Annotated in this window: 23 protein-coding genes; 21 read left to right on the top strand and 2 right to left on the bottom strand. The window is 31.0% G+C overall.

Annotation, left to right across the window (positions count from 1 at the left end; all coding sequences use genetic code 11):
• Nucleotides 1-136 precede the first annotated feature (136 nt).
• Both rpiB and G6042_RS11105 read left to right on the top strand, forming a co-directional pair.
• Complete coding sequence (rpiB, locus tag G6042_RS11110) at nucleotides 137-568, top strand: ribose 5-phosphate isomerase B (RefSeq protein ID WP_169524507.1); 432 nt, start codon at nucleotides 137-139, stop codon at nucleotides 566-568.
• A 374-nt stretch (nucleotides 569-942) separates the two neighbouring features.
• Complete coding sequence (locus tag G6042_RS11105) at nucleotides 943-3,069, top strand: Tex family protein (RefSeq protein ID WP_169524506.1); 2,127 nt, start codon at nucleotides 943-945, stop codon at nucleotides 3,067-3,069.
• Between the two features lie 75 nt (nucleotides 3,070-3,144).
• Here G6042_RS11105 and tatA read toward each other — a convergent pair whose 3' ends face one another.
• Nucleotides 3,145-3,327: a twin-arginine translocase TatA/TatE family subunit gene (gene tatA / locus G6042_RS11100; protein ID WP_169524505.1), complete on the bottom strand. Its 183-nt coding sequence runs from the start codon at nucleotides 3,325-3,327 to the stop codon at nucleotides 3,145-3,147.
• A gap of 161 nt (nucleotides 3,328-3,488) precedes the next feature.
• On the opposite strand from tatA, the gene G6042_RS11095 reads away from it, so the two are divergent.
• From G6042_RS11095 to rfbD, 9 genes are all read left to right on the top strand, one after another.
• Nucleotides 3,489-4,358, top strand: coding sequence for a M23 family metallopeptidase (locus tag G6042_RS11095; protein ID WP_169524504.1), 870 nt, complete (start codon nucleotides 3,489-3,491; stop codon nucleotides 4,356-4,358).
• 1 nt (nucleotide 4,359) lies between these two features.
• Complete coding sequence (locus tag G6042_RS11090; protein WP_187656080.1) at nucleotides 4,360-4,725, top strand: SdpI family protein; 366 nt, start codon at nucleotides 4,360-4,362, stop codon at nucleotides 4,723-4,725.
• Between the two features lie 4 nt (nucleotides 4,726-4,729).
• On the top strand, nucleotides 4,730-6,214 hold the full coding sequence (locus G6042_RS11085; RefSeq protein WP_169524502.1) for a GH3 auxin-responsive promoter family protein: 1,485 nt from the start codon (nucleotides 4,730-4,732) through the stop codon (nucleotides 6,212-6,214).
• A gap of 144 nt (nucleotides 6,215-6,358) precedes the next feature.
• Entirely contained in the window at nucleotides 6,359-7,234 is an 876-nt protein-coding gene (locus G6042_RS11080; protein WP_169524501.1) for a carboxypeptidase-like regulatory domain-containing protein, read from the top strand.
• Nucleotides 7,235-7,276: 42 nt separating this feature from the next.
• The gene (locus G6042_RS11075; protein WP_169524500.1) at nucleotides 7,277-8,968 is read left to right on the top strand and encodes a DUF6909 family protein; all 1,692 of its coding nucleotides are present in this window, start codon (nucleotides 7,277-7,279) and stop codon (nucleotides 8,966-8,968) included.
• Between the two features lie 2 nt (nucleotides 8,969-8,970).
• On the top strand, nucleotides 8,971-9,951 hold the full coding sequence (locus G6042_RS11070) for a hypothetical protein (RefSeq protein ID WP_169524499.1): 981 nt from the start codon (nucleotides 8,971-8,973) through the stop codon (nucleotides 9,949-9,951).
• A 3-nt stretch (nucleotides 9,952-9,954) separates the two neighbouring features.
• On the top strand, nucleotides 9,955-10,812 hold the full coding sequence (gene rfbA / locus G6042_RS11065) for a glucose-1-phosphate thymidylyltransferase RfbA (protein WP_169524498.1): 858 nt from the start codon (nucleotides 9,955-9,957) through the stop codon (nucleotides 10,810-10,812).
• Nucleotides 10,813-10,879: 67 nt separating this feature from the next.
• Nucleotides 10,880-11,431, top strand: a complete 552-nt coding sequence (gene rfbC, locus G6042_RS11060) for a dTDP-4-dehydrorhamnose 3,5-epimerase (RefSeq protein WP_169524497.1) — start codon at nucleotides 10,880-10,882, stop codon at nucleotides 11,429-11,431.
• Entirely contained in the window at nucleotides 11,425-12,279 is an 855-nt protein-coding gene (rfbD, locus tag G6042_RS11055; RefSeq protein ID WP_169524496.1) for a dTDP-4-dehydrorhamnose reductase, read from the top strand. Before rfbC ends, rfbD begins: the two co-directional genes overlap by 7 nt.
• Here the strand turns inward: rfbD and G6042_RS11050 are convergent, their stop codons facing one another.
• Nucleotides 12,280-15,630, bottom strand: a complete 3,351-nt coding sequence (locus G6042_RS11050; RefSeq protein WP_169524495.1) for a CotH kinase family protein — start codon at nucleotides 15,628-15,630, stop codon at nucleotides 12,280-12,282.
• 136 nt (nucleotides 15,631-15,766) lie between these two features.
• Here G6042_RS11050 and G6042_RS11045 point away from each other — a divergent pair, with 136 nt between their 5' ends.
• From G6042_RS11045 to G6042_RS11000, 10 genes are read left to right on the top strand one after another with little or no spacing between them, the layout of a single operon-like run.
• Entirely contained in the window at nucleotides 15,767-16,690 is a 924-nt protein-coding gene (locus G6042_RS11045) for a glycosyltransferase family 2 protein (RefSeq protein WP_169524494.1), read from the top strand.
• The gene (locus tag G6042_RS11040; protein ID WP_169524493.1) at nucleotides 16,687-17,364 is read left to right on the top strand and encodes a GNAT family N-acetyltransferase; all 678 of its coding nucleotides are present in this window, start codon (nucleotides 16,687-16,689) and stop codon (nucleotides 17,362-17,364) included. The genes G6042_RS11045 and G6042_RS11040 overlap by 4 nt, the downstream gene beginning before the upstream one ends.
• Entirely contained in the window at nucleotides 17,361-18,482 is a 1,122-nt protein-coding gene (gene rffA / locus G6042_RS11035; protein WP_169524492.1) for a dTDP-4-amino-4,6-dideoxygalactose transaminase, read from the top strand. The genes G6042_RS11040 and rffA overlap by 4 nt, the downstream gene beginning before the upstream one ends.
• Before the next feature lie 4 nt (nucleotides 18,483-18,486).
• Complete coding sequence (locus G6042_RS11030) at nucleotides 18,487-20,334, top strand: glycosyltransferase family 39 protein (protein WP_169524491.1); 1,848 nt, start codon at nucleotides 18,487-18,489, stop codon at nucleotides 20,332-20,334.
• Nucleotides 20,335-20,389: 55 nt separating this feature from the next.
• Nucleotides 20,390-20,935, top strand: coding sequence for a hypothetical protein (locus G6042_RS11025; RefSeq protein WP_169524490.1), 546 nt, complete (start codon nucleotides 20,390-20,392; stop codon nucleotides 20,933-20,935).
• 60 nt (nucleotides 20,936-20,995) lie between these two features.
• Nucleotides 20,996-22,288: a flippase gene (locus G6042_RS11020; RefSeq protein WP_262887312.1), complete on the top strand. Its 1,293-nt coding sequence runs from the start codon at nucleotides 20,996-20,998 to the stop codon at nucleotides 22,286-22,288.
• 12 nt (nucleotides 22,289-22,300) lie between these two features.
• Nucleotides 22,301-23,113 (top strand): glycosyltransferase family 2 protein, encoded by an 813-nt coding sequence (locus tag G6042_RS11015; protein WP_169524488.1) that lies wholly within the window; start codon nucleotides 22,301-22,303, stop codon nucleotides 23,111-23,113.
• Between the two features lie 36 nt (nucleotides 23,114-23,149).
• Nucleotides 23,150-24,403, top strand: a complete 1,254-nt coding sequence (locus G6042_RS14560; protein ID WP_317168083.1) for an O-antigen ligase family protein — start codon at nucleotides 23,150-23,152, stop codon at nucleotides 24,401-24,403.
• Nucleotides 24,396-25,070 carry an acyltransferase gene (locus G6042_RS11005; RefSeq protein WP_169524486.1) on the top strand — a complete coding sequence of 225 codons (675 nt, stop codon included), beginning with the start codon at nucleotides 24,396-24,398 and terminating at the stop codon, nucleotides 25,068-25,070. Before G6042_RS14560 ends, G6042_RS11005 begins: the two co-directional genes overlap by 8 nt.
• Nucleotides 25,071-25,073: 3 nt before the next feature.
• Nucleotides 25,074-26,237, top strand: a complete 1,164-nt coding sequence (locus G6042_RS11000) for a glycosyltransferase family 4 protein (RefSeq protein WP_169524485.1) — start codon at nucleotides 25,074-25,076, stop codon at nucleotides 26,235-26,237.
• Nucleotides 26,238-26,251: the final 14 nt, after the last annotated feature.

Genomic DNA, 26,251 nt, shown 5'->3' with positions numbered 1-26,251 from the left:
ATGATTTTGAGTTACTTATAAAAAATAAGCAACAATCTTTTTTTCTTATATTTTAATAATCAAGTAGTTAGAATAAACCTAAAAATAAACCAATACTTTACTTAAATTTGTAGCATAAAACAACACACAAAACACTATGAAAATTTCAATTGGAAACGACCACGCTGGACCAGATTACAAAATTGCTATTGTAAATTATTTACAATCAAAAGGACACGAAATTTTAAACCACGGAACCGATACTTTTGATAGTGTTGATTATCCTGATTTTGGTCATCCGGTTGCAATTGATGTGGAAACAGGTAAAGCCGATTTAGGAATTGTAATTTGTGGTTCTGGAAACGGAATTGCAATGACAGCAAACAAACACCAAGGAATTCGCGCAGCACTTTGTTGGACCAAAGAAGTTTCGGCGCTAGCGCGCCAACACAACAATGCAAACGTAATAAGTATTCCGGCGCGATTTACTTCAATTCAACAAGCTGTTGATATTGTGGATACATTTTTAACTACCGATTTTGAAGGCGGAAGACATGCTAATCGAGTGAATAAAATAGCTTGTTCATAAATGAAAGAATTTTTAAATAATATTGACAGTCAAATTTTAATTAGTAGAAAGATTGCTCTTTTTACTTTTTTATTAAGTTCTTTGATTATCACTACATATTATTTTACAAATTTTCATGGTATTATTTATTTAAGTCTTTTTTTTTTATTAATCGCTGTACCAATAAATACGTTTATATCTTTTATATTGTTATATAGTGTTTTCAGGAATAAAAATAAAATTAAACCCGTTCTATTTTCATTATTTTTAATTCTAATTAATTTACCATTTGGTCTTTTTTACATGAAAATAGGATTTGATATTTATGATGCAGTAACTTATTCCAATGGACTGATAAACTAATTTAATCAGTATTTAATACAATTTAACAAAGTATGACCAACATACAATTTATTCAAAACCAAATCAATGCTCCGATAAAAGGAATTGAAAATACCATTAATTTACTAAACGAAGATTGCACCATTCCGTTTATTTCTCGTTATCGAAAAGACCAAACCGGAAATTTAGATGAAGTAATAATTGAGCAAATTGCCAAACTTTCTAAGCAATACGACGAAATTGTTAAACGAAAAGAAAGTATTTTAAAATCGATTGAAGAACAAGGACAACTTACATCAGAATTAAAATCTAAAATAGAGAAATCATTCGATTTACAAGAAATAGAAGATTTGTATTTGCCTTATAAAAAGAAGAAAAAAACCAAAGCCGATGTTGCTCGCGAGAACGGATTGGAACCTTTGGCAAAAATAATCATGTCGCAAGGAAACGATGATATCGACTTCATTTCGTCTAAATATTTGAATAAAAATGTTGCCAACGAAGATGAAGCTTTGCAAGGTGCGCGTGACATTATAGCCGAATGGATTAACGAAAATATAGCCGTTCGTCAAAGTTTACGCCGATTGTATAACAAGAAAGCGGTTATTGAAACCAAAGTGGTAAAAAAGAAAGCCGATGAAGAAGAAGCTCAAAAATTCAAACAATATTTCGATTGGTCTGAACCAATTTCAAAAGCACCATCGCACCGATTGTTAGCCATGCTTCGAGCCGAAAATGAAGGTTTTATAAAACTTAAAATCGAAACCGATATTGATGAAACCTACGATTTAATTGACAATTTAATCATTAAAAACGGAAATAGTACAGCAATTTCTCATGTTCAATTGGCAATCGAAGACAGTTATAAACGATTACTTCATCCTGCAATTTCTAATGAAACTTTGCAGGAATTTAAAGCCAAAGCTGATAAAACTGCCATCGATGTTTTTGCTTCCAATTTAGGACAACTTTTGCTTGCGCCACCATTGGGCGAAAAACGTATTTTGGCAATCGATCCAGGTTTTCGCAGCGGTTGTAAAGTAGTTTGCCTCGACGAAAAAGGCGATTTGTTGTACAACGAAACCATTTATCCGCATCAACCACAAAATGAAAGCGCAATGGCGATGAAAAAAATCCGTTCGATGGTTAATGCTTATAACATTGAAGCTATTTCTATCGGAAACGGAACAGCTTCTCGCGAAACCGAATTTTTCATCAAAAAAATAGCTTTCGATAAGCCAGTTCAAGTTTTTGTAGTTTCAGAAGCTGGCGCATCGGTTTATTCAGCGAGTAAAATTGCTCGTGATGAATTTCCAAATTATGATGTAACCGTTCGTGGTTCGGTTTCCATTGGCCGTAGACTTTCCGATCCGTTGGCAGAATTGGTAAAAATCGATGCAAAATCCATTGGAGTTGGACAATACCAACATGATGTTGACCAAACCAAACTAAAAGAAGAATTAGACAATACCGTAGTTCGTTGTGTGAATTCGGTTGGAATTAACATCAATACGGCAAGTAAATCGTTGTTGAGTTATGTTTCTGGAATAGGCGAGAAGATGGCGGAAAATATCGTGGCATATCGTTCGGAAAACGGACCTTTTGAAGACCGAAAACAGATTAAAAAAGTACCGCGTTTGGGCGAAAAAGCATACCAACAAGCTGCAGCATTCATCCGAATAAAAGATGGAAAAAATCCGTTAGATAATTCGGCAGTTCATCCCGAAGCTTATCCAGTTGTGGAAAAAATGGCTAAAGATTTAGGATTAAAAACTAACGAATTAATCGCAAACAAAGAAAAAATCGCCTTAATAAAACCCGAAAATTACATCACCAACGAAATTGGAATTTTGGGAATAAAAGACATTTTAAAAGAACTTGAAAAACCAGGATTAGATCCAAGAAAAGCGGCAAAAGTTTTTGAATTTGATCCAAGCGTAACTTCCATAAAAAATATAAAAACTGGAATGATTTTACCTGGAATTGTCAACAACATTACAGCTTTTGGTTGCTTTGTCGATATTGGAATAAAAGAAAGCGGTTTGGTTCATATTTCGCAACTCAAAGAAGGATTTGTTTCTGATGTAAATGAAGTGGTAAAATTACACCAACACGTTCAAGTAAAAGTGGTTGAGGTTGATGAAGACCGAAAACGAATTCAGCTGACGATGATACTTTAATAAGTAAAAAACAAAATTCCAAATTCCAATTGTTTACAAATGGAATTTGGAATTTTAAAAATTGGAATTTACTATTTATTTAGATTCTTCTTCTTTTTTAGAATTTGCAGGTTGTTTTTCTTCACCTTTTGAAGCGTCTTTAAATTCCTTAATTCCAGTTCCAAGACCTTTCATCAATTCTGGAATTTTTTTACCTCCAAAAAGCAACAAAACAATCACTAAAATTACGATTATTTCGGTCATACCAAATCTTCCCATGATATAAATTTTTAAGCTTTCGCTGATTTTTAATTTGAATAATGAAGCAAAGGTAAAAAGAAAATGAATGTATTTGTCTTAAAACTATAATAAATGTGCTTAAAGTTCGTTTAAACTATAAAATATATAATTTCTATATTTGTAAAACAATACTAAAAAACATGTCTGAAAAAAGACTGAAACGAAAAATCATCAAGAAAAAGCTATTCACAAAAAACCGTTTGGTTATTTTGAATGAAGACACTTTTGAAGAAATTTTTTCGTTGCGATTAACTTTAATGAATGTTTTTGTGGTAGCAACAGTTGGTGCTTTGCTGATTATTTTTGTGACTACATTCATCATTGCTTTTACACCGCTTCGCGAATATATTCCAGGTTATGCTTCATCAAAATTGAAAAAAGATGCTACTGAATTAGCTTTAAAATCAGATTCATTAGCTTTAGCATTGAAAAAAAACGAAGCCTACATTGCATCTATCAAAAAAGTATTAACAGGCGATTTAGATTATACAAAATTCAGTAAAGATTCGCTTTTAGTTTCGGCAACAGAAACCGTTGAAGAAGACGATTTACAACCAAGTAAAGATGAATTAAAACTCAGAGAAACAGTAAATCAAGAAGACAAATACAATCTTTTTGAAAAAGCAAAACCAAAGGTTAGTATTGTATTATTTGCGCCAGCAAAAGGAATTATCACTGAAAAGTTTAATCCAAAAAACAAGCATTTTGCAGTAGATGTTGCTTTGGCAAAAAACACACCGATAAAAGCTACGCTTAGCGGAACAGTCATTTTTGCCGATTGGACTCCGTCAACCGGAAATGTAATTATCATTCGTCATAATAACGGATTTATTTCGGCTTATAAACACGCGGCATCATTAACAGCAAGTCAAGGCGATACTGTGAAAACTGGAGAAGTAATTGCACTTGCCGGTTCCACCGGAAGCGAATCAACCGGAATTCATCTGCATTTTGAACTATGGAAAGATGGTTTCCCAATCGATCCAAGTATTTTTATAAAATTTGAATAACATGGAAGCAATTTTAATATATATAATTGAAAATCTGTTTTTTATGCCTTTTTTAATCGGTATTATTTTTGTCATTACGGCTTTAATTATGCTACGATTTCCGCCAAAAAATATCAATTATTTATACGGATATCGAACAGGAAATTCAATGAAAAATCAAGAAGTTTGGAATTTCTCCCAAAAGTATTCGTCCATTAAAATGATACAAAGCGGACTGTTTTTGGTTGCTATTTCGTTTTTAGGAATGGTATTTCATCCTGATGAAAAAGTTCAGTTAATCGTTGGAATTGGATTGTCAATTTTGGTTTGTGTTTTCTTATTTTATACAACTGAAAAAGCCATCAAAAAGAATTTCCCAAATCTTTAGAATTATGTCGATTAAGTCATTTGCAGCCCAATTATTTGCCAAACATATCCATAAAAAAACCCAAGCTTGGGCAAATAATCCTGTGGAAACCCAACGCAACGTTTTCCAAGAATTAATTCATCAAGCAAAAGATACCGTTTTTGGAAAAGACCATCATTTTTCCGAAATAAAAACTTTTGAAGACTTTGCAAAGCAAGTTCCAATAAGAGATTACGAAGAACTTCGACCTTATGTTGACCGAATGGTCAAAGGCGAAGAAAACATACTTTGGAAAGGAAAACCAATTTATTTTGCCAAAACTTCAGGAACAACATCGGGAGCAAAATACATTCCGCTTACCAAAGAATCAATGCCTTTTCATATTCAAGCAGCGCGAAACGCTATTTTAAGTTACATTCATGAAACTGGAAAAGCAGATTTTGTTGATGGCAAAATGATTTTCCTGCAAGGAAGTCCAATTTTAGAAGATAAAAACGGAATTAAACTCGGGCGACTTTCAGGAATTGTAGCGCATTTTGTTCCAAAATACCTTCAAAAAAACCGAATGCCAAGCTGGGAAACCAATTGTATTGACGATTGGGAAACCAAAGTAGATGCGATTGTCGAAGAAACGTTCAACGAAGATATGAGCGTCATTTCGGGAATTCCGTCTTGGGTGCAAATGTATTTTGAAAAATTAGAACAAAAAGGAGGAAAACCTGTTGGCGAAATTTTCAAAAACTTCAATTTGTTCATTTATGGCGGCGTAAATTATGAACCTTATCGAGCCAAATTTGAAAAACTCATCGGGCGAAAAGTAGATTCTATCGAACTTTTTCCAGCTTCCGAAGGATTTTTTGCCTATCAAGATTCGCAAAAAGAAAAAGGAATGTTACTGCTTTTAAATTCTGAAATTTTCTACGAATTTGTAAAATCAGAAGAATTTTTTACAACCAATCCAAAACGTTACACCATTGGCGAAGTCGAACTTGGCGTAAACTACGTTTTGTTGCTTTCTACCAACGCCGGACTTTGGGCTTACAACATCGGTGATACCGTTCAGTTCACGAGTTTGAAACCTTACAGAGTGATTGTTTCGGGCAGAATTAAGCATTATATTTCGGCATTTGGTGAGCACGTTATCGGCAAAGAAGTTGAAACAGCGCTCAAAGAAGCCATGGAAAATACAACCATTAGTGTCAACGAATTTACCGTTGCGCCACAAATCAATCCAAATCAAGGATTGCCGTATCACGAATGGTTTATCGAATTCGAAAGCGAACCTGAAAATATGGAAGAATTTGCCATGAAAATCGACAATGCCATGCGAAAACAAAACGTTTATTACGACGATTTGATTGTTGGCAACGTTTTGCGAACGCTCGTGATAACCAAAGTGCCAAAAAACGGTTTTCAAGAATACATGAAATCCATTGGGAAACTCGGCGGACAAAATAAATTACCAAGATTGAGCAACGACAGAAAAATTGCTGATTTTTTCAATAATTAGAAGCGAAAAGCTCGGGCATTTTTGCCTACCATTTTCCCGCTTTTCGCAGTATCTTTTTGTCACATCGAGCGCAGTCGAGATGCAAATCGCCAAAAAACAAAAAGGATACATGCTTCAATCGGGGCTAAAAAGGAAATAAAAGGAATGAAAATAAACATTTTTATAGTATTATTTTTTCTAGAAACAATTTGGGTTTCTGCCCAAACCACAGGCATTGTGGTTGATGAAAACAACCTACCAATTCCTTATGTCAACATTTGGGTTGAAGGCGAAAACATTGGAACAACATCCGAAGAAGACGGAACTTTCGTTATCGACAGTAGCGACGGAAACAAGAATTTGATTTTCTCCATTCTTGGTTTTGAGAAAAAAATAATAAAACTCTCCGAAGCCAAAAAAGTCGTCCTGCAATCACAAACTAATGAACTCAACGAAATAGTTATTGTCAACAAAAAAGAAACCAAAGAAATAGAAATTGGTCAAGTAGAAAATTCAATTCTTCAAGCTTTTGAAAACGGACCAAAAATTGATGTTAAATATTTCCCATATAATCCAAAATACAAAAGCACAAGATACATTAAACAAGTTAGAATTCTAACCGACAGTAAACTCGAAACAGCCACATTAAAAATTCATTTTTATGCTGTGGACGAAAACGGATTACCGGGAGAAAAACTCTTGAAAAAAGACTTCATCGTTACCATTAAAAAAGGCGGAAGAAACAATAAAATCAATGTTTCTAAATTCAATTTATCAATTCCAAAAACGGGAATTTTTGTAGGTTTTGAAAAACTAATGATTGAGAGCAACAAAGAAGAAAAAACCATCACCGATCCAAATACCAAAGCAACCAAAATACAGCGAATTTACTATCCGTTGTTACTTTATAACTACATAAACAGAGATTTTATCTACACGTTTTCGGGTGGAAAATGGATAAAAGAAACAGCAGAAACCAAAGGAATAACAACAAAAATTGACGCTTATCAACCAGCAATTAACCTTATCCTAACCAATTAAACGGCAAAATCCGTATATTTGCAGGTTAGAAAACAAAATTTAATGAAGGAAATTAAAAACATTTCGCGCTCACGAGCGCAAGAGTCGTCAGCAGCTATTGAACGACTGTACATTACCATGAGACATTTATTTAACAGAGGTTTTTATAAACCAATGGGTGTTTCGGGAGAAACTTTGAGAGAAGCTTTACTTTCTCTTAGACCAGAAATTTATGGAAGTATTGCCGAAGAAAAAGTAGAACTTAACGGTTTACTTTATGTTATCGAACGACTTCCTGTTGGCATTGAAGAATGTCGTTACATCAATTTAACTTCAGACGAAGGTTATTCAAAATCCCATTTTCAAGCGATTGTTCCGCCAAAAAGAAAACGTAATTGTTATCGTATTGACGAAGAACAAATGAATGTTGAAATTACACGCGGACGTTCGGATATCTATGATATTTTGACACATTTGACCTTTATTTTCATTGAATCACATAAAATTAAGGATAGAGTTTTATTGGACGACATTGAAGTTGAGGTAACACGCGATTGGCAAAAGTTGGAACAAACTGTTCTTCAAAACAAAAAGTTAACACAAAAAGAAAAAGAAATTGCTATCTCACATGCATCTAATGTTTTAGGAAGAAGTTTTTCGGAAGTTTTGGATATTTATGATGCATTTGGAACTGCTGAAAAACCGGATAGATTTTTGCACGTAATTTATTGGTTAGGAAAAATTGCTATCGAAGAAATTGTTGATAATAATAAAAGAACTATCACATTCAGTCCAATTTTAAGAGAACGCCTTGGACATCACATTCATGGCGAGATTTGGGCAAATTCCATTAAGAATAAATTAAAAGAAAACAACCTTTTGGAAAGACCAATTCATATCATTAGTGCAAATATGCATAGTGTGATGAATTCGGTTTTTGCACCAAGTGTTTTAGCAACGAAATACAAAGGAAAACCTGAATATCAAATTTATGAAGATTTAAGTGCTTCGGGAAATAAAGAACTTCGTAAAAAAGTTGAGGATTTTGCATTACAAAACGGAATGATTTCCATGCCAGACGAATCAGGAACGAATATTGACGTTCAAATTTTTGACACTGCAAAATTCGATTGGAAGAAAACCGCTTTTCCATCGGCAAAAGTTGGAAAATTAGCTCCAGTTTTAATCGTTATGGATTATGCTTTTGGCGAACAAGCTTTTGAAACCATCGATGAATTATTGAAACCATATAAAAATGGAAAAGAAAAGATTTTCTTGAATGTAGAATCCGTTTCTATTATGGGTAAAGCTGGAATTCTGGAAGGTGGAAAAGGCGACATCATGATACCATCGGCACACATTAACGAAGGAACTGCTGATAATTATCCGTTTGAAAATGAATTAACAGCCGAGATGTTTGAAGGAAATGACATTCCGGTTTATGCTGGACCAATGGTTACCGTTTTGGGAACATCACTTCAAAATAAAGACTTATTGAAGTTTTTCCACGAGTCGACTTGGGAAGTTATCGGTCTAGAAATGGAAGGTGCTTATTATCAAAAAGCAATCCAATCGGCATCAAAAATTAGAAAAAGCATTCCACAAGATGTAAAAGTTCGTTATGCTTATTATGCATCGGATAATCCATTGGAAACCGGAAGCACTTTGGCTTCGGGAGGTTTAGGAACAACAGGTGTAAAACCTACCTATTTGATTACGATTAAAATATTAGAACAAATCTTTAATACCAAATAAACATGAGTACAAACACTCAAAATAACGATAATCAAGAAATTGATTTATCGCAGCTTTCTAAGAAAATAGGTGATTTTTTTGAAGGAATTTCAACTAAAATATTCAGAGCAATCTTGTTTTTTAAAAGAAACATTGTTTGGGTTGGAATATTGTTTGTTCTTGGAGCTGGACTTGGTTTTTATCTTGATAAAACAACAAAAGTATACGAACATCAAATTGTTGTTCAGCCAAATTTTGGTAGTGTTGATTATTTATATTCCAAAATTGATCTTTTAGAGTCAAAGATAAAAGACAATGATACAATTTTCTTAAAAGAAATTGTTGGTATAAAAGACACAAAGAAATTCAAAGACATTGAAATTGAACCTATTGCAGATGTTTATAAGTTTATAGAGAACAAGGAAGAAAACTTTGAATTGATCAAGTTGATGTCAGAAGATGGAGATATTAAAAAGGTTCTAAGTGAAAGTTTAACGAGTAAAAATTATCCTTATCATTTGTTAAAATTCGTTACTTTAAATGAGACTGATTATGAAAAAACAGTATCACCTATATTGAATTATTTGAATAAATCCGACTATTATTCACTTATTCAAAAAGAATACCTGAATAATGTTAAGATCAAAATGGCTGAGAATGACTCTATTATTGGACAAATAAATGGAGTGTTAAATGCCTTTTCTTCTAATGTAAATGGTTCACAAAAAAGTGATAAACTGGTTTATTACAATGAAAATTCTCAGTTAAATGATGTAATTAAAACAAAGGATCAGCTTGTGTATGAACAAGGTCAACATAGAATTTCGTTAGTAAATTTAGACAAAATAGTCAAAAACAATTCTGAAGTATTGAATATTAAAAATACCGAATCAATTAACGGAAAAATGAAATTAGTATTACCGATACTTTTCATTTTCATATTTGTTTTAGTAGGATATTTTAAATCTTTCTACAAAAAGCAGATGGCAAAACATAACGCATAATTTATGAAAGGAATAATATTAGCTGGCGGATCAGGAACGCGCTTGCATCCGTTGACTTTGGCAGTAAGCAAACAGTTGATGCCAATTTATGACAAACCGATGATTTATTATCCATTGTCAACCTTAATTTGGTCAGGAATTAGAGAGATTTTGATAATTTCAACACCACATGATTTACCATTATTTAGACAATTGCTCGGCGATGGTTCCAATTTAGGTTGTCGATTTGAATATGCCGTTCAAGAACATCCAAATGGATTAGCAGAAGCTTTTATCATTGGAAAAGAATTTATTGGAAATGATAAAGTAGCCTTGGTTTTGGGCGACAATATTTTCTACGGAACAGGACTTTCCGACTTGTTATTAGCCAATAATAATCCTGAAGGTGGAATTATTTATGCGTATCATGTTCACGATCCAGAACGATATGGTGTTGTAGATTTTGACGCAAACGGTAATGTTTTATCCATTGAAGAAAAACCAGAAAAACCAAAGTCAAATTATGCCGTTCCTGGAATATATTTTTATGACAATAGCGTTGTTGAAATTGCGGCAAACATACAACCAAGTCATCGAGGTGAACTAGAAATTACCGATGTAAATAAAGAATATCTTCGTCGCGGAAAACTAAAAGTAAGCATACTTGATAGAGGAACAGCTTGGCTTGATACCGGAACATTTAATTCGTTGATGCAAGCTGGTCAATTTGTTCAAGTTATTGAAGAACGCCAAGGATTGAAAATTGGTGCTATTGAAGAAGCTGCTTTCAAAATGGGTTTCATCGATGCTGAACAATTGAAAAAAATTGCTGAACCGTTGTTAAAAAGCGGTTATGGAAAACACTTAATTAGTTTAATATAAAAATTTATTGAAAGTTTCAAGTTTTGACATTGAAATTGATTTTTGAATTTGACTTTTGACATTGAATATGATTTTTAAAGAAACGAAACTACAAGGTTGTTACATTATTGAGCCAAAAATTATTCAGGATGAACGTGGTTATTTCATGGAAAGTTTCAATGAAAAAACATTTCAAAATGGAATAGGACAAGCGGTGCATTTTGTTCAAGACAATCAATCGTTTTCTTCCAAAGGCGTTTTACGCGGATTGCATTATCAAACAGGCGAATATGCACAAGCTAAGTTAGTTCGTGTGTTACAAGGCGAAGTTTTAGATGTAGCCGTTGATATTCGTCCAGATTCACCAACATTTGGACAATATGAAGCAGTGATTTTATCGGGAGAAAACCAAAAACAGTTTTTTGTTCCAAGAGGTTTTGCTCACGGATTTTTAGTCTTGAGTGAAACAGCTACATTTTTTTATAAATGTGACAACTTTTATAATAAAGAAAGCGAAGGCGGAATTATCTACAATGATGAAAACATCAATATCAATTGGCAATTTTCGTTGGAAGATTTAATCATTTCCGAGAAAGATAAAGTACAACCAACTTTAGAAAACGCCAAGAAAGCATGGTAGTTTTAGTTACAGGAAGTTCGGGACAATTAGGTCAAAGTTTGCAGTTTATTGCACCAAATTATCCGCAAATAGACTTTGTTTTTTGTGATACAAAAAATCTAGATATTACTAGTTTAGAGAATTGTGAAACTATTTTTTCAAATTATAAACCAGACTTTTGCATAAATGCAGCAGCGTATACTGCGGTTGACAAAGCCGAAAGCGAACCTAAAAAAGCTTTTGCAATCAATGTGATAGGCGCAAAAAACTTAGCTGAGGTTTCAAAGAAATTTGATACCGTTTTACTTCATATTTCTACTGATTTTGTGTTTGATGGAAATAAAAAAACTCCATATCTTGAGCAGGATTTACCCAATCCAACAGGAGTTTATGGACAAACAAAATTGGATGGCGAAAAAGCTATTCAACAAGTTTGGGAGAAACATTTTATCATTAGAACATCATGGGTTTACTCGCAATTTGGAAATAATTTTATGAAAACCATGTTGCGTTTAGCATCAGAAAGAGATACCATTTCGGTAGTCAATGACCAAATTGGAACTCCAACAAATGCAGTTGATTTGGCTGAAATTTTAGTGAAAATTATACTAACCGACAACCGACAACCGACAACCGATAACTTCGGAATTTACAATTTCTCCAACGAAGGACAATGTTCTTGGTATGATTTTGCCAAAAAAATATTTGAAATCAATAGTATAAGTATAAATTTACTTCCAATACCTACCACAAGTTTTCCAACGCCAGCGAAACGACCTAGTTTTAGTGTTTTGGATAAGAGTAAAATAAAAGCAGCTTTTAACCTTTCGATTAAAAGCTGGGAAACAAGTTTAGAATCAATAAAGTAATTATTTCTTTAGTATCTTTTTTACTAAGGATTTGTTGTTTGCAGTTAATTTTAAAAGGTAAATCCCTTGTTGGATATCTTCAATATTGATAGAATAACTCGGTAAAATACCTTGCTTTATTACTTTTCCGTCGATGGAATAAAGAACATATTCAACCATATCGTATTGATGAACAACATAGAATTCATTAGTGGCAGGATTTGGGTAGATATTGAACAACAAAGTTTTATTTTCTTCGATATTCAAATAAGCATTTCCTTTAACACTAAAATTATTAAATGTTACTCGATCACCATTGTCAATATTCATATTTGTTCCTTCAAAACGTAAACGAACTTTAAAATTTGGATTATTACTTGAAGTTTCAATAGAAGAAAAATTGGTTTCAAACAATTGATAATCATTGTTTAAAGTTAAAATTGGATTGTCTAAACTTTCCGATGTCCAAGTTGGTTCACCTTCAGAAGTTGAATAATCAACAAGAATTGAATCGGCTGCATTTTCATCTTTTGCCGTAAATCCAAAAAGAATATTTTCATAACCATAGGTAGAAAAGCTAAAAATCATCTGATTTTCTAATCCATTATTTTGGAAAGGTTGCTTAATTTGAATTCCTCTCATATTTGAACTCGAAAAAGGAATATCATCATTGGCTTCGGGTAAATAGTTAATATCGGTTGGACTGTTTCTCCTTTCCATTGAAGCTTTTCTCCAATTTGGGTGGGAACTATTAAAAGGATAACCTTCTAAACAAGATTGGAATGAAAGCGTTCCTTCAACAGGAATTTCAAAGGAAGATTTTAACTCTTCAAGCGGAGTATCATTGGCAACAGATGAATCGAAAATCCAAAAATATAACGGAACTTCTTCAGTTATTTCTCCAGATGGAATAAAGTGTGCGGTTAATTGAATATTTCCGTTAGGATTTATTGTGATTTCACTTTCAGGACTAATGGAATCGCCTGACCAGTGACTGAAGTCAAAGCCAGGTTTTGCAATAGCTTTTAAAGTTATTGGAATATTTTTAAAATAAACGCCATTCCATGGATATGGATTTTCTATAACTCCAGGTGTTGATGGGATAATATCTATAGTATTGATTTTAATATAACCGTGAGAATCATCTGAGACATTTAAGGCAGTAGTTATGTTTTCTTCAATATTGAATTTTTCTCGAATGTGATTGCGTTGTTGTTCAGCACGATTTTGGGCAAAATGCTTCATTATATTAATGTTAGAATTCCATTGATCAAATGAACCAATAGAACTCCATCGATGACCGTGTTCGAGAATTTCATTTTCAATTCCGCTTTTCATTTCATTGATGATGGACACTAGTCTTTCGGGTTTATAAGTTGTGTTCATCATATCGGCAAAACGATTAATGAAATGTATTTTAAAACCTTGATTTTCGAGTAGTTTTCTAAAGATAAGCGTTGACCATTCTGGATTAGTAAATTCGTTTCCACCTGTAGAAGAGGCAAAAGCAAGAGTGTTATGTAGATATGCTTCTGAACCACCATCGGCACCAAAACCAAAATCGGTGTCTTTTATAACCCATCGCCATCTTCCATCTTGACCATAAGTCGCATTGGGTTCATATTGTGTTGTTCTTTTTCTCCAAAACTCAATGTTGTTATGTGGCCAATCGGTATTCCTAGCATAAATATTTGTGATGAAATGATCGGTAAAATTTTCAGTATCCATTTGTGTTTCTACGTAATTGTAGTTTGTTGGATTTTGAAGATCATTATTTTCAATAAAGTGAAACATATTTGCATAATGGTCAAAATCTCCTTCTTGAACTAGATAACCATTGTATTCTAAAAAATCTAATTCACCATCTTCAATTCCATAAACTCTTTTAAAATAATGCTTGTCATAGCGTTCACGTAGGTTTAAAATTCCCCAAAATTCTCCATTAATAAAAGTAATGGTTGGTTGGTAATCTTGGGTATCAACATTAAGGTGAGCAACTGTTTTTTGAATAAAAGCATCTCTAAAGTATGTAGAGTAGGCATCATTTCCAGAGTTTCTTAGAATTAATCTTTTATAGGAATTGTAGTTTGGATTATTGAAGAAAGAATGGTTGAAATTACTTTCTCCAAATTCTCCTCTAGCATAAAGGCGTAACGATTTTTGAGGATGTGTTCGGGTAAAACCACCGTGAATTCTTATTCCTATATCTTGGTTTAGAATTTCATTATTATTATCAAAAAAACTGAAATTTCCTTTTACTTCCCATTGATCACCACTACGTTTATAATTAGCATTTGAGTTATGTGCAACATCAGTTGGGTTTTCGATTCTCCAGTTATCATAATCAACACCAGCTACATGAATTCCGTTTTGGTAATCAAAAAGTAAGTTTTCGTCTAATGAAATTGCAACCACAGGAAGTGTAAATCGATTAGTTCCTTCATTGGAAATAAAATAATTTTTAGTTACGACATTACTTGACATTGCTCCAGGTTTTATTGTTTTTGCACGAACAACTGTACCTTTAAAAATGGGTTCATTTGGAGCATAATGCGGAAAACTATCATAGGAAGTTGAAATAGTAGAAATTTTATTCGGCAGGTTACTTCTGTCCGAAATAGTAATTTCATCCAAATAGATATAAGAAGTGTAGCTTTCCTCTAAAAAACTACCAACGGAATCTTCAGGAAGAAATTGGTATTGATTTTTATATTGATAGGTTGTTCCAGAAAGATTATTTTCATCAGGTTCTGAACCATCAAGCGTGTAGATTATTGTAGTTTCAGCATCTGTGGATGATAATGTTAAAGACAAATCGTCTTGATAAAACCCTGAGTTTACAGAAAAAATAGGAGGATTTAAAATCTCCGAATAACCTTCGGTTATATTTGAAGTTCCAGGTGTTGGTTCGGAAAAAATTACAAAAGTTAAAGAGCCGTCATTTTGTCTTCCGTATGAAAAATTTTGTGGAATGATTGTAGCAGGAAAACTATCTACAACATTTCCAAAATTATCTGTTAAAGTAATTGGTTCTCCACTTGAACTTATTTTGAAATTAGTATGAAAAGGTTGTAATGGGTTAGTTCGATTTTTATCCGAACACCAAATTAACAGATGTTCTCCAGATTGAATCCAATATTCAGGAAAAACCCATTGAAATGGAAGAGTTGGATTATCGGAGAGACCATAACCTTGAAGATTAATGGGTTCCGAACTGTTGTTGAACAACTCAATCCAATCTTCATAACTGCCGTCATCATCAGTTAGTACATTAGAATTTGAAGTTATGATTTCGTTGATTACTAGATTTTGGGAAGAAACGTTTTGGGAAGAAAAAAGAAATAAAGATAAAAGAAGCCAATAAATTTTCATAGGAATAGATTTGTAAGGTATTAAACATACAATTTGGGATTTTACAAAAATAGAGAATAAAAAATAAATCATTTTTTGATGTATCAAAATTATGGATAAAACGTTACATTTACACGGTTAAAACTTGATAGATAGTATGCAAAAACCAATAATATCAATAGTTAGTCCTGTTTATAGAGCCGAAAGAATTGTTGAGAATTTGGTAATCGAAATTCAAAAGACAATGCAACAGATGGATTTGTCTTATGAGATTGTCTTGGTAGATGATAGAAGTCCCGATGATTCTTGGCAAGTAATGAAGTCACTTTCTTCACGATTTGAAACGGTTAAATCAGTTCGATTAAGTAAAAATTTTGGTCAACATCCAGCAATTATGGCTGGTTTGGCTAATGCTTCGGGCGAATGGATTGTTGTTATGGACTGTGATTTGCAGGATCAACCTAAGGAAATTATAAAATTGTATCAAAAAGCTCAAGAAGGTTTTGAAGTTGTTCTGGCCAGAAGAGTACAACGATCGGATACTTTTTTGAAAAAATTATCATCAAAAATTTTCTCAAAAGTGTATAGTTTTTTTACCGAAACAAAGTATGATAATGAAATAGCCAATTTTGGAATTTATCATAGAAAAGTAGTTAATTCTATTTTAGAAATTTCTGATTATATTAAGTTTTTTCCATTATTTGTCAACTTTGTTGGGTTTAAATCAACGTCAGTTATTGTTGAACATGCTTTTCGTGAAGAAGGAAAATCAAGCTATAGTTTTTCTAAATTGGTAAGTTTAGCATTCAATACCATTATTTCTTTTTCTAACAAGCCATTAAAACTGTTTGTGAAATTTGGAATGATAATATCGTTATTATCATTTTGCGTCGGCATTTATTATATATACCAAGCGTTACATCATGAAATTGCAGTTTTGGGCTTTACATCTTTAATTGTATCCATTTGGTTTTTATCGGGAATAATAATAACAACTATTGGTGTTGCCGGAATTTATATTGGAAAGATTTTTGACCAAACAAAAAACCGTCCTGTTTTTATAATTGACGAAATTGTATGATAGCAGAAAAGAAATGGGATTCAGATTTTTTTAATCTAAAAATTGGTGAAGTAAATTTCACTGATTGTAAAGATTGTTTAAATTTTGCTGATTTTGATTTACTTTATATTGTTTCAGATGAAGATTTTGATTTACAAATAGATGGTTTTACAAATTTATTTTCTGAACAAAAAGTAAAATTTCACAAAAAACTGAGTGAAATTCTTCAAACTAATGAAAATGTTTTTTCACATTCAGAAATAGAATATAACATTCAAGAGTTATATCAATTAGCTTTTGAAAGCGGAAAGCATAGTCGATTTTTACTCGATAAAAACTTTGGCACAGAAAAATTCAAAGAATTATATTGTCTTTGGATAGATAATTCTATTTCAAAAACTTTTGCAGACAATGTTTTTTTGTATAAGAACAATCAAGAAATTGCAGGTTTATTAACCTACAAAACCACTGATGATAACGCAACAGTAGGATTAATTGCAGTTTCCAATAAACATCAAGGAAAAGGAATTGGTAGTATTTTATTGAAACATTTAGAAACTATTTTATATCAAAAAGGAATAACGAGCCTAACGATACCAACGCAATTTGAAAATAAACAAGCGTGTAATTTTTATAGTAAGCAAGGATATTCTATTTTTGAAAATACCTTTATAAAACATTATTGGAAAATATGATACCATTTAATAAACCTTATTTAACAGGTAAAGAAACACAGTATATTGAAGAAGCTGTTAAGTCTGGAAAAATTTCGGGTAATGGAGTTTTTACCAAAAAATGTCAAGATTTTTTTGAAACAAATTATAATATCAAAAAAGCACTTCTAACCACTTCTTGTACTGATGCGTTAGAAATGGCAGCTATTTTGATAAATATTCAAGAAGGTGATGAGGTAATTATGCCTTCTTATACTTTTGTTTCTACTGCAAATGCATTTGTGCTTCGTGGTGCAAAAATTGTCTTTGCCGATAGTATGCCAAATCATCCAAACATTGATGCATCAAAAATAGAAGCATTAATCACGTCAAAAACAAAAGCGATTGTTCCAGTTCATTATGCTGGTGTTGCTTGTGAAATGGATTCTATAATGGATTTGGCAAAAAAGCACAATTTATTTGTTATAGAAGATGCAGCCCAAGCCATTGATAGTTATTTTACAGGAAAAGATGGAAAGAAAAAGGCATTAGGTTCAATAGGACATTTAGCCGCTTTTTCTTTTCATGAAACCAAAAATATTATTGCTGGCGAAGGTGGATTATTAGCCATAAACGATGAACAGTTTATAAATAGAGCCGAAATTATTTGGGAAAAAGGAACCAATCGTTCTTCGTTTTTTAGAGGAGAAGTCGATAAATATGGTTGGGTTGATATTGGAAGTTCATTTCTACCATCAGAAATTATTGCCGCTTTTCTTTGGGCACAACTCGAAAACCTTGAAAAAATTCAAACCAAGAGAAAAGAAATTTGGAATGATTATTTTTCTAAATTAAACGATTGGGCGAAAAAGAATAATATTAGTTTACCAGAATTACCAACTTATGCAACCAATAATGCACACATGTTTTATTTAATTTGTAAAAACTTGGAACAAAGGTCACAGTTAATTGAAAAGCTAAAAAGTAACAATATCTTAGCCGTTTTTCATTATATCAGTTTACATAAAAGTCCTTTTTATCACGATAAACATGATGGAAGAGAATTGCGAGAAACCGATAATTTTACAGATACATTAGTAAGGTTGCCCCTTTTTTATGAATTAAATCCAGAATCAATCATTGAAACGTTAATAAACTAAAAACATGAACAAAGTTATTCCCCTTGTAAAAGAAAATAAGTGGTTGCTGTTAATTTTATTATTGGCATCGTTTCTAAGATTTTATCACCTAGATTTTCAGAGTTTATGGATGGATGAAATTTATACAATGAATATTTCAAGTCCAAATAATTCATTTTCAACGGTAATTGATGAAGTAAATTTACGAGATGGTTTTCCATATATTTATTTTATAACGTTAAAAATTTTACATACAATTTTCGGTTATACAGCCATTGTTGCAAGAACGCTATCTGTGATTGGTGGATTACTGTCTATTGGATTAATTTATAAGTTGACTAACAAATTAATTAATCAAAAAGCAGCTTTAATTGCCGCTTTTTTGATGTGTATTAGCAGTTATCATATCTATATTTCTCAAGATGCAAGACCATACACTCTTTATCTAGCCGCAACAATTTTTGTTTATTATAGATTGTTGTTGTTTTTAGAGAATAGTAGCTTGAAAAACTCAATTTATTATGCAATTGCAGCAGGAATTTTAATTAACACCAATTTTTTTGGATTTATAAATCTATTTAGCCAGTTTATTTTTATAAGTTTTTATTTGTATCAAACAAAAACAAAAATTGATAAAAATTTAGTTCAAAAACTAGTTTTAATAGGAGCAATAACAATTGTAATGTTTTTACCAAACTGGACTAAATTCACCAAGCTTTTTGAAATTGGTGTTTTTTGGGTGCCAAGACCAACAAATGAATCTTTTGGATTAATGCTTAAAGAAGTTTTTATAAATTCTGAATTTTTACAATTTATTTATGTTCCAATATTTTACTATTTATTATTTTCAATCTTTAAAAAGAGAGGAACTTTTACAACCAACAAAGATTTGTTCACATTTTTGTTTTTAATCTTTTGGTTATTTATCTTTCTAATCTTCTTGTTAGTGAAATCTTATGGCGCAACATCGTTAATCTTGACAAGATATTTTACAAGTGTATTACCAGTAATATTTATAGTAATTGCTTGGGGAATTCAAAAGATAAAAAGTAGTATAATACAATATTCGGTTATATTACTAGTAATACTATTTACATTTATTAATATGATTGTTGTTAATAAATATTATTCAGTACCAAGTAAAGCGCAGTTTAGAGAAGCTTCCTTAAGTGTAATCAAAGATAATCCAAAAAAGCACATGGTTTATACAAGCCAAAAATATTGGTTTGACTACTATTTCAATTTGGAAAAAAGTGAACCTATAATTGAAAAAGAATTAGAGACTTTGTTAAACGAAATGGAATCCGATTCAACAAAATTAAAATCATTTTGGTTTGTAGATGCTTTTGGAAAAACATTCAATCCTTCGGATAATGCTAATGCTATAATTGCTAAGCATTTTGTTGTTGATAAATCATTTGATGGATTTCAAGCTTGGGCAAAACATTTTGTTCTTGCTAGTGAATTACCTCAAAGAATTGATTTAACAGGTTTAGATATTAAAACACCTTATAGTGGAGATAGTTTTATGAGTAACATTGAAATATTTGAAACAGTCGATAATAAAGTAAATGTATCAGGTTGGGCATATTTTAATGGAGTTTCTTCGGAAAACACAAAAATTTCTTTAGTGCTAATAAACGAAAAAACAGATATCAAAAACACAAAAATAATACCTTCACAATCGATTATAAGACCAGATGTTACGACTTATTTTAAATGTTCTTTTAATGCTGATAATTCTGGATTTAAAACAGAATATGACATAAATTTACTAGAAACAGGCATTTATAAACTTGGAGTTTATGTTGAAAATAAAAAAGAAGGAAAAAGAGGTTTACTTGTTTCTGATAAATATTTTGAAAAAAAATAGAAAGAATTAAGGAAATTGTAAAATAAATATACCTTTGCAGTAAAATTTAATAAAAATGAAAAAAACAATTTTGATACTATTATTTGTTTCTTTATTCTCATGTAAAAATGAAAACAAAAATGAAGAGACTTCTGTGGCTGTTGAAAAAGAAGCAATTGATAAAACATTAATGCGTATTACTTTCAAAGTAATTGCAGAAAAAGATGATAAAGCCAGTTTATTTTATACAGAAGATGGGACAATAAATTTTGATGATAAGAAAACTGTTTGGGCAGATGTAAAAGGATCACCAAATCCGCAAGAATTAGTTTTTATACTACCTAAAGATGTTTTGCCTACACACTTAAGATTAGATTTAGGTAGAGGCGTAAATCCAGAGCAAACTTATTATGACATTAAAGGGTTCAAAGTAGAATATCTTGATAAAAAATTTGAAGCGGACAATATTAATGTTTTTAATTATTTTTATGCAAACAAAGATGTCAATATTATAACCGCAAATTCAACGGTTTTAAAGAAGATGAAACCCGAACAAGAAACAGCGGTTATTCTCTATCCTCATAAGCCGTTATCGGACGAGTTATCAAAAATTATACAATAATAAAGTAAAAGAGGAAGTTTAAACTTCCTCTTTTACTTTGTAAAAGATTACGAATTTCGATTGAAAAAAATCAAGCAAATAATAAACCAATCCATAACTTTCAAACAAATTTTACAGTCTGGAAGTGTAACTCTTCTATACAGAATATTGGGATTACTTCTCAATTTTATTATAACATTTATTATCACAAAAAAATATGGAGAAGGAGTTTTTGGTAATTATTCATTAATTTTTACACTTATACAAGCCAGTACAATGATTTTCTCGTTGGGATTACCTAATGCAATGATAAACTATCTAGGAATTTATAAGATTGACGATTGTTTTTCACAGTTTTTACTCAAAAAAGGTTTAAAAATAATCCTTATAGTTTCTATACTTCCAAGTTTGTTATACTTGATTTTAGCCAATTTTATAGCGGTAGATATTTTTAACAATAAAAATTTAATATCCTATATTTTAGTGGTTGGTATTACGTTACCCTTTTTTATCATCCATGAATTTTTTCTGAATTTTTTTGTGGCAACAAAAAAATTTAAAAAGTACAATATCTTCATGTTTGTTGTTCCAAATTTTTTGTTTTTGTCTTTGTTATTATTCATTACAATATCAAATGATAATCAGTTTTATACCATATTATTTTATTCGTTGTCTGTTGTTTTTACAGGAATTATAGAATTATTTTTTGTTTTCAAAAAACATCAAAAAAAACAAAAGCACACACTAACATCTAAAGAAATTTTGCAGTTTTCTTCACCAATGATGTTAAGTAGTTTAATGCTTTTTTTACTCAACTGGACTGATATTTTTATGCTTGGTGCAATGGTTTCAGAAAAAGAGGTTGGAATATATAATTTAGCTTATAGACTGGCTTCATTGGCAATGCTAGTTATAATATCGCTAAATATTGTCTTGGCTCCAAAAATCTCTCAACTATTTAAGCAAAACGAAATAAAAGAATTACATTCTACCATTGTAAAATCAACCCGATTGGTTATTCTATTGACAACGCCATTAGTTTTAGGATTAATCTTTTTTAGTGAATTTATACTTGGATTGTTTGGACAAAACTTCATACAAGGAAAAACAACACTTATCATTATAGCGCTTGGCGTTTTAATAAATGTATCAACAGGAAATGTGGATCAAATATTAAACATGACAAACCATCAAAAAATATTGCAAAACATAACGATATTTGGTTTTATATTAAATGTGATACTTAACTATCTTCTAATCCCAAAATATGGAATTGAAGGTTCAGCAGCAGCAAGTTTAGTTACAAATGCTTTATTTAATTTAACTTGTTTATATTTTATCAAAAGAAAACTCGGTTTCTATACCTTTGTTTAAAATACAATTGCAATGAATATTGAACTATCAGTCATTATCGTAAACTATAACGGATTGAAATTTTTAACAGATTGCTTAAATTCGTTAAAAATAAACCTAATAGGGATTTCTCATGAAATTATAATAATAGACAACGATTCCAAAGACGAAAGCTGCGATTTTATAAAACAAAATTTCCCCGAAGTTATCCTAATAGAATCAAAGATTAATCACGGTTTTGGGAAAGGAAACAACGAAGCTGTTAAGCAATCGCGAGGTGAAAATCTACTTTTGATTAACAATGATACCATCGTTTTAGATAATTTAAAGCCAGTTTTAGAGGTTTTAAAAAGCGACAAAAACATTGGAGTAATTGGAATAAATATGCTAAACGCAAAAAAGGAATATTTACCAGTGGCAGGAAACTTTCCTAATGCTAGAAATATGTTTCAGTTGATAAAACTCCTTGATATTTCATCCGAATTTAAAACTGGAAAATTTACCAAAAATCAATATGAAGTTGGTTGGCTTGGAGGTTCTTTTTTAATGCTTTCCAAAGAAATTTATACAGCAATAAAAGGTTTCGACGAAGATTATTTTATGTATGTTGAAGATGTGGATTTTTGCAAAAAAATAGCGGATATAGGTAAAAAAAGAGTATTTCTACCAAATTACAGCTACATTCATTTTATTGGTTTTAATAATTCAAAAAAACCACTTTTGATAAAAGGATATCAAATTTATATAAGCAAACACATGAAAGGTTTTCAAAAAACAATTTGCTTACTTTCACTAAAAATTAATAAGACAGTAAAAAACATAAAAACTAATCTTAAACTAGATTAAAACCTTTATTTTTGAAAAAAATACAAGAATACCATAATGAAGGTTAAAGCAGTCCATTTTTATACCGCGCTTTTTGCAATTGTACTATTTGCTCAGTTGTATTTACCTTCGTTTAAAGCCAATATTTTTTTACAGATATTCATGTTAGCAGTTTTTTTTATTCTTGAAAAAAAACCAACAATTCCAGTTTTCTTACTCCAAAAAACAAAGTTTTTAATAGTAATTTTTTTAATAGGCTTTATCGGAACGCTTTTTTATAAGTATTCTCTATTTAATACTCTCAAAGATATTTTTCACTTTATAAAACCAATTTTAGGTTTAGCCATTGGATATTTATTTTACAAAAAAATCAACAGTATAAAGAACTTTATAAAAGTTATAGTACTACTAGGTTTTTTATCAGCAATCATTCATCTAATTGTTGTCTTTTTCTTTAGTAAACTAGATACTGTTTCAGGTTTAAGAGAGTTTAGTAAAGATAATTTCATAGAAATGTTTGCACTATTTTTTCTGTTGTTTTATAAAAAATTCTTTGGCGAAACTTTGTTTAAGAAGCAACAAAACAGCAATCTTATTTTTTTGCTATTGCTTTTATCAAATGTATTGTATTTGTCAAGAACTATGATTGTTGGCGTTATTATTATATTTATTTCTATCTATGGGTATTCAAAAATAACAACAAAAACTATTAAAATCTTTTTATTGATTATAACTTGTATAGGATTTCTTTATGCCTATTTATATTCTGTAAAAATTGATAGAAGCGGGAATAGCATTGAGTCGTTTTTATATAAAGTAAAAATAGCACCAGCAGAGATTTTCGAAACCAAAATTGATAGAGAAGATCATAAACAGCTTTGGGATCATTGGCGAGGATATGAAGCAAAAAGAGCAATGGCATTACTAAATCAGAATCCTCATTTTTACCTAATTGGAGCAGGTTATGGTTCATTGGTTAATTTGAAATTTTTTGCGCCATTAACGGATAATCCTAGAAAAGACAAAGGACTAAAGTATATATCAGAATTACATAATGGAATACCTTATATTTTGTATAAAACAGGTTTCATAGGTTTGATAATCTACTTATTGTTTTTAATTAATTTGTATAAGTTAATTTATAAAAAGTTCACTTTTGAGACGGTTTTTATTTCAGCAATAGGATTGTTTTATCTATTTTCAACTATAACCATCACTGGAATTTATAATACTAAAGACGGTATTATTTTTATATTGGGTAGCTTATTGTATTTTTACCATTCTAAATCAAAAGCGTTACAGCATGATTAAAAAACTATTTCAGACAATATTATTAAAAATGGGAAAAAGCTATTCCATTGACGAGTCAATACCCGATAGTCTTTTGATCTCTGTTTTGATAAATAGATTTTTGATGTTAGTAAGAGGAATGTTTTTTTTGAGAAAGAAAGTGTTTTTAGGAAAGTCTTGCAAAGTTTTAAATAAAAGTAATTTTGTTTTTGGCAAAAGTGTAACAATAGAAAGGCATACTGTTTTGGATGGATATGCAAAAAATAAAATCATTCTTGGAGATGGAGTAAAGATAGGAGCATATTCTTGTTTAACCACAACAAGTCATTTATCAAAATATGGAATAGGATTAAAAATGGGAAATAATTCAGCTATTGGCGATTATACTCATTTTGGTGCTTCTGGTGGAATTGAAATCGGGAACGACGTAATAATGGGAAGTTACATCAGCTTTCATTCAGAGAATCATATTTTCACGGATAAAGAAAAATTAATCAGAGAACAAGGCGTAACGTCAAAAGGTATAAAACTCGGCAATAATATTTGGGTTGGTGCCAAAGTTACTTTTCTTGATGGAGCAAGAATTGGCAATAACTCTGTAGTTGCTGCAGGAGCAGTTGTTAACGGTGTTTTTCCTGATAATGTTGTGATTGGTGGCGTTCCAGCAAAAATTGTAAAGGAAATATAATCCATGAAAAATATACTTTTCATTCACCAATCGGCAGAACTTTATGGTTCAGATAAAACATTGCTTTTACTACTAAAATATTTGGATAAAGCTAAGTTTTATCCAGTTGTTATTTTACCCAATGATGGACCTTTGAAAAACGAACTCGAAAAGGTAAATATAGAAGTTCACATTGCTCCAGTATTGAAATTGTATCGAAAAATGTTTTCGCCAAAAAATTTGATTACCTTTTTTTTAGATATTAAGAAAGGAGTAAACATTTCAAATGAATTGCATAAAAAGTATCATTTCGATATTGTCTATTCCAATACTTTAGCAGTACTTTTAGGATTATTTTTTGTTAGAAAAACAAAAATTAAACATATTTGGCACGTTCACGAAATTATAGAATCACCATCAGTGTTTAAAAAAGCATTTATGAAGATTTTAAGTCTAAAAACAACTTCTTTAATAATTTATAATTCTATAGCAACTAAGGTATTTTGGGAAGCCAATTCAAAAATTTCTAAAAAAGGAGTTGTTGTTTGGAATGGAATAGAAAACAATGATTTATCAATGTCAAATGAAGAAATCAGTAAACTCCGAGAACAACTTTTTAATGCTACACAAAATGAAATCATAATTGGACTTGTTGGTCGAATAAGTAGATGGAAAGGACAGCAAATTTTACTCGATTCGTTTGAAGAATTATCAAAAAACAATAAAAATATAAAATTAGTTTATGTTGGTTCGCCACCGCCAAATCAAGAGGTTTTTTTACAACATTTAAAGGAGCAAATAAAAGAAAAACAGTTAACAGATAAAGTAACTATTTTGCCTTTTAGAAATGATATTATCACTATTTGGCGTTGTATAGACATAGCGGTTGTTCCATCTACAGAACCCGAACCTTTTGGATTAGTTGCCATCGAAGCTATGTTTGCAAAGAAACCTGTAATTGGTTCAAATCATGGAGGTTTAACCGAAATTGTTGTAAATAACGAAACCGGATTTTTGGTTGAGCCTAATAATCAAAAGCAACTTTCAGAAGCATTACAAGAGTTAATTAAAAACCAAGAATTAAGTGAACAGTTTGGAAATGCAGGACTTCAAAGAGCTAAAAGTGAATTTTCAGTTGATAAATATGTATCAAGTATTGAAAATTTGTTTGATAAAATTTTAAAATAAAGCTACATTTACAC

This window comes from Flavobacterium solisilvae (assembly GCF_012911605.1).
GTDB lineage: Bacteria > Bacteroidota > Bacteroidia > Flavobacteriales > Flavobacteriaceae > Flavobacterium > Flavobacterium solisilvae.
The sequence above is the reverse complement of the archived record's forward strand: the minus strand, read 5'-3'. Positions and strand labels throughout refer to the sequence as shown.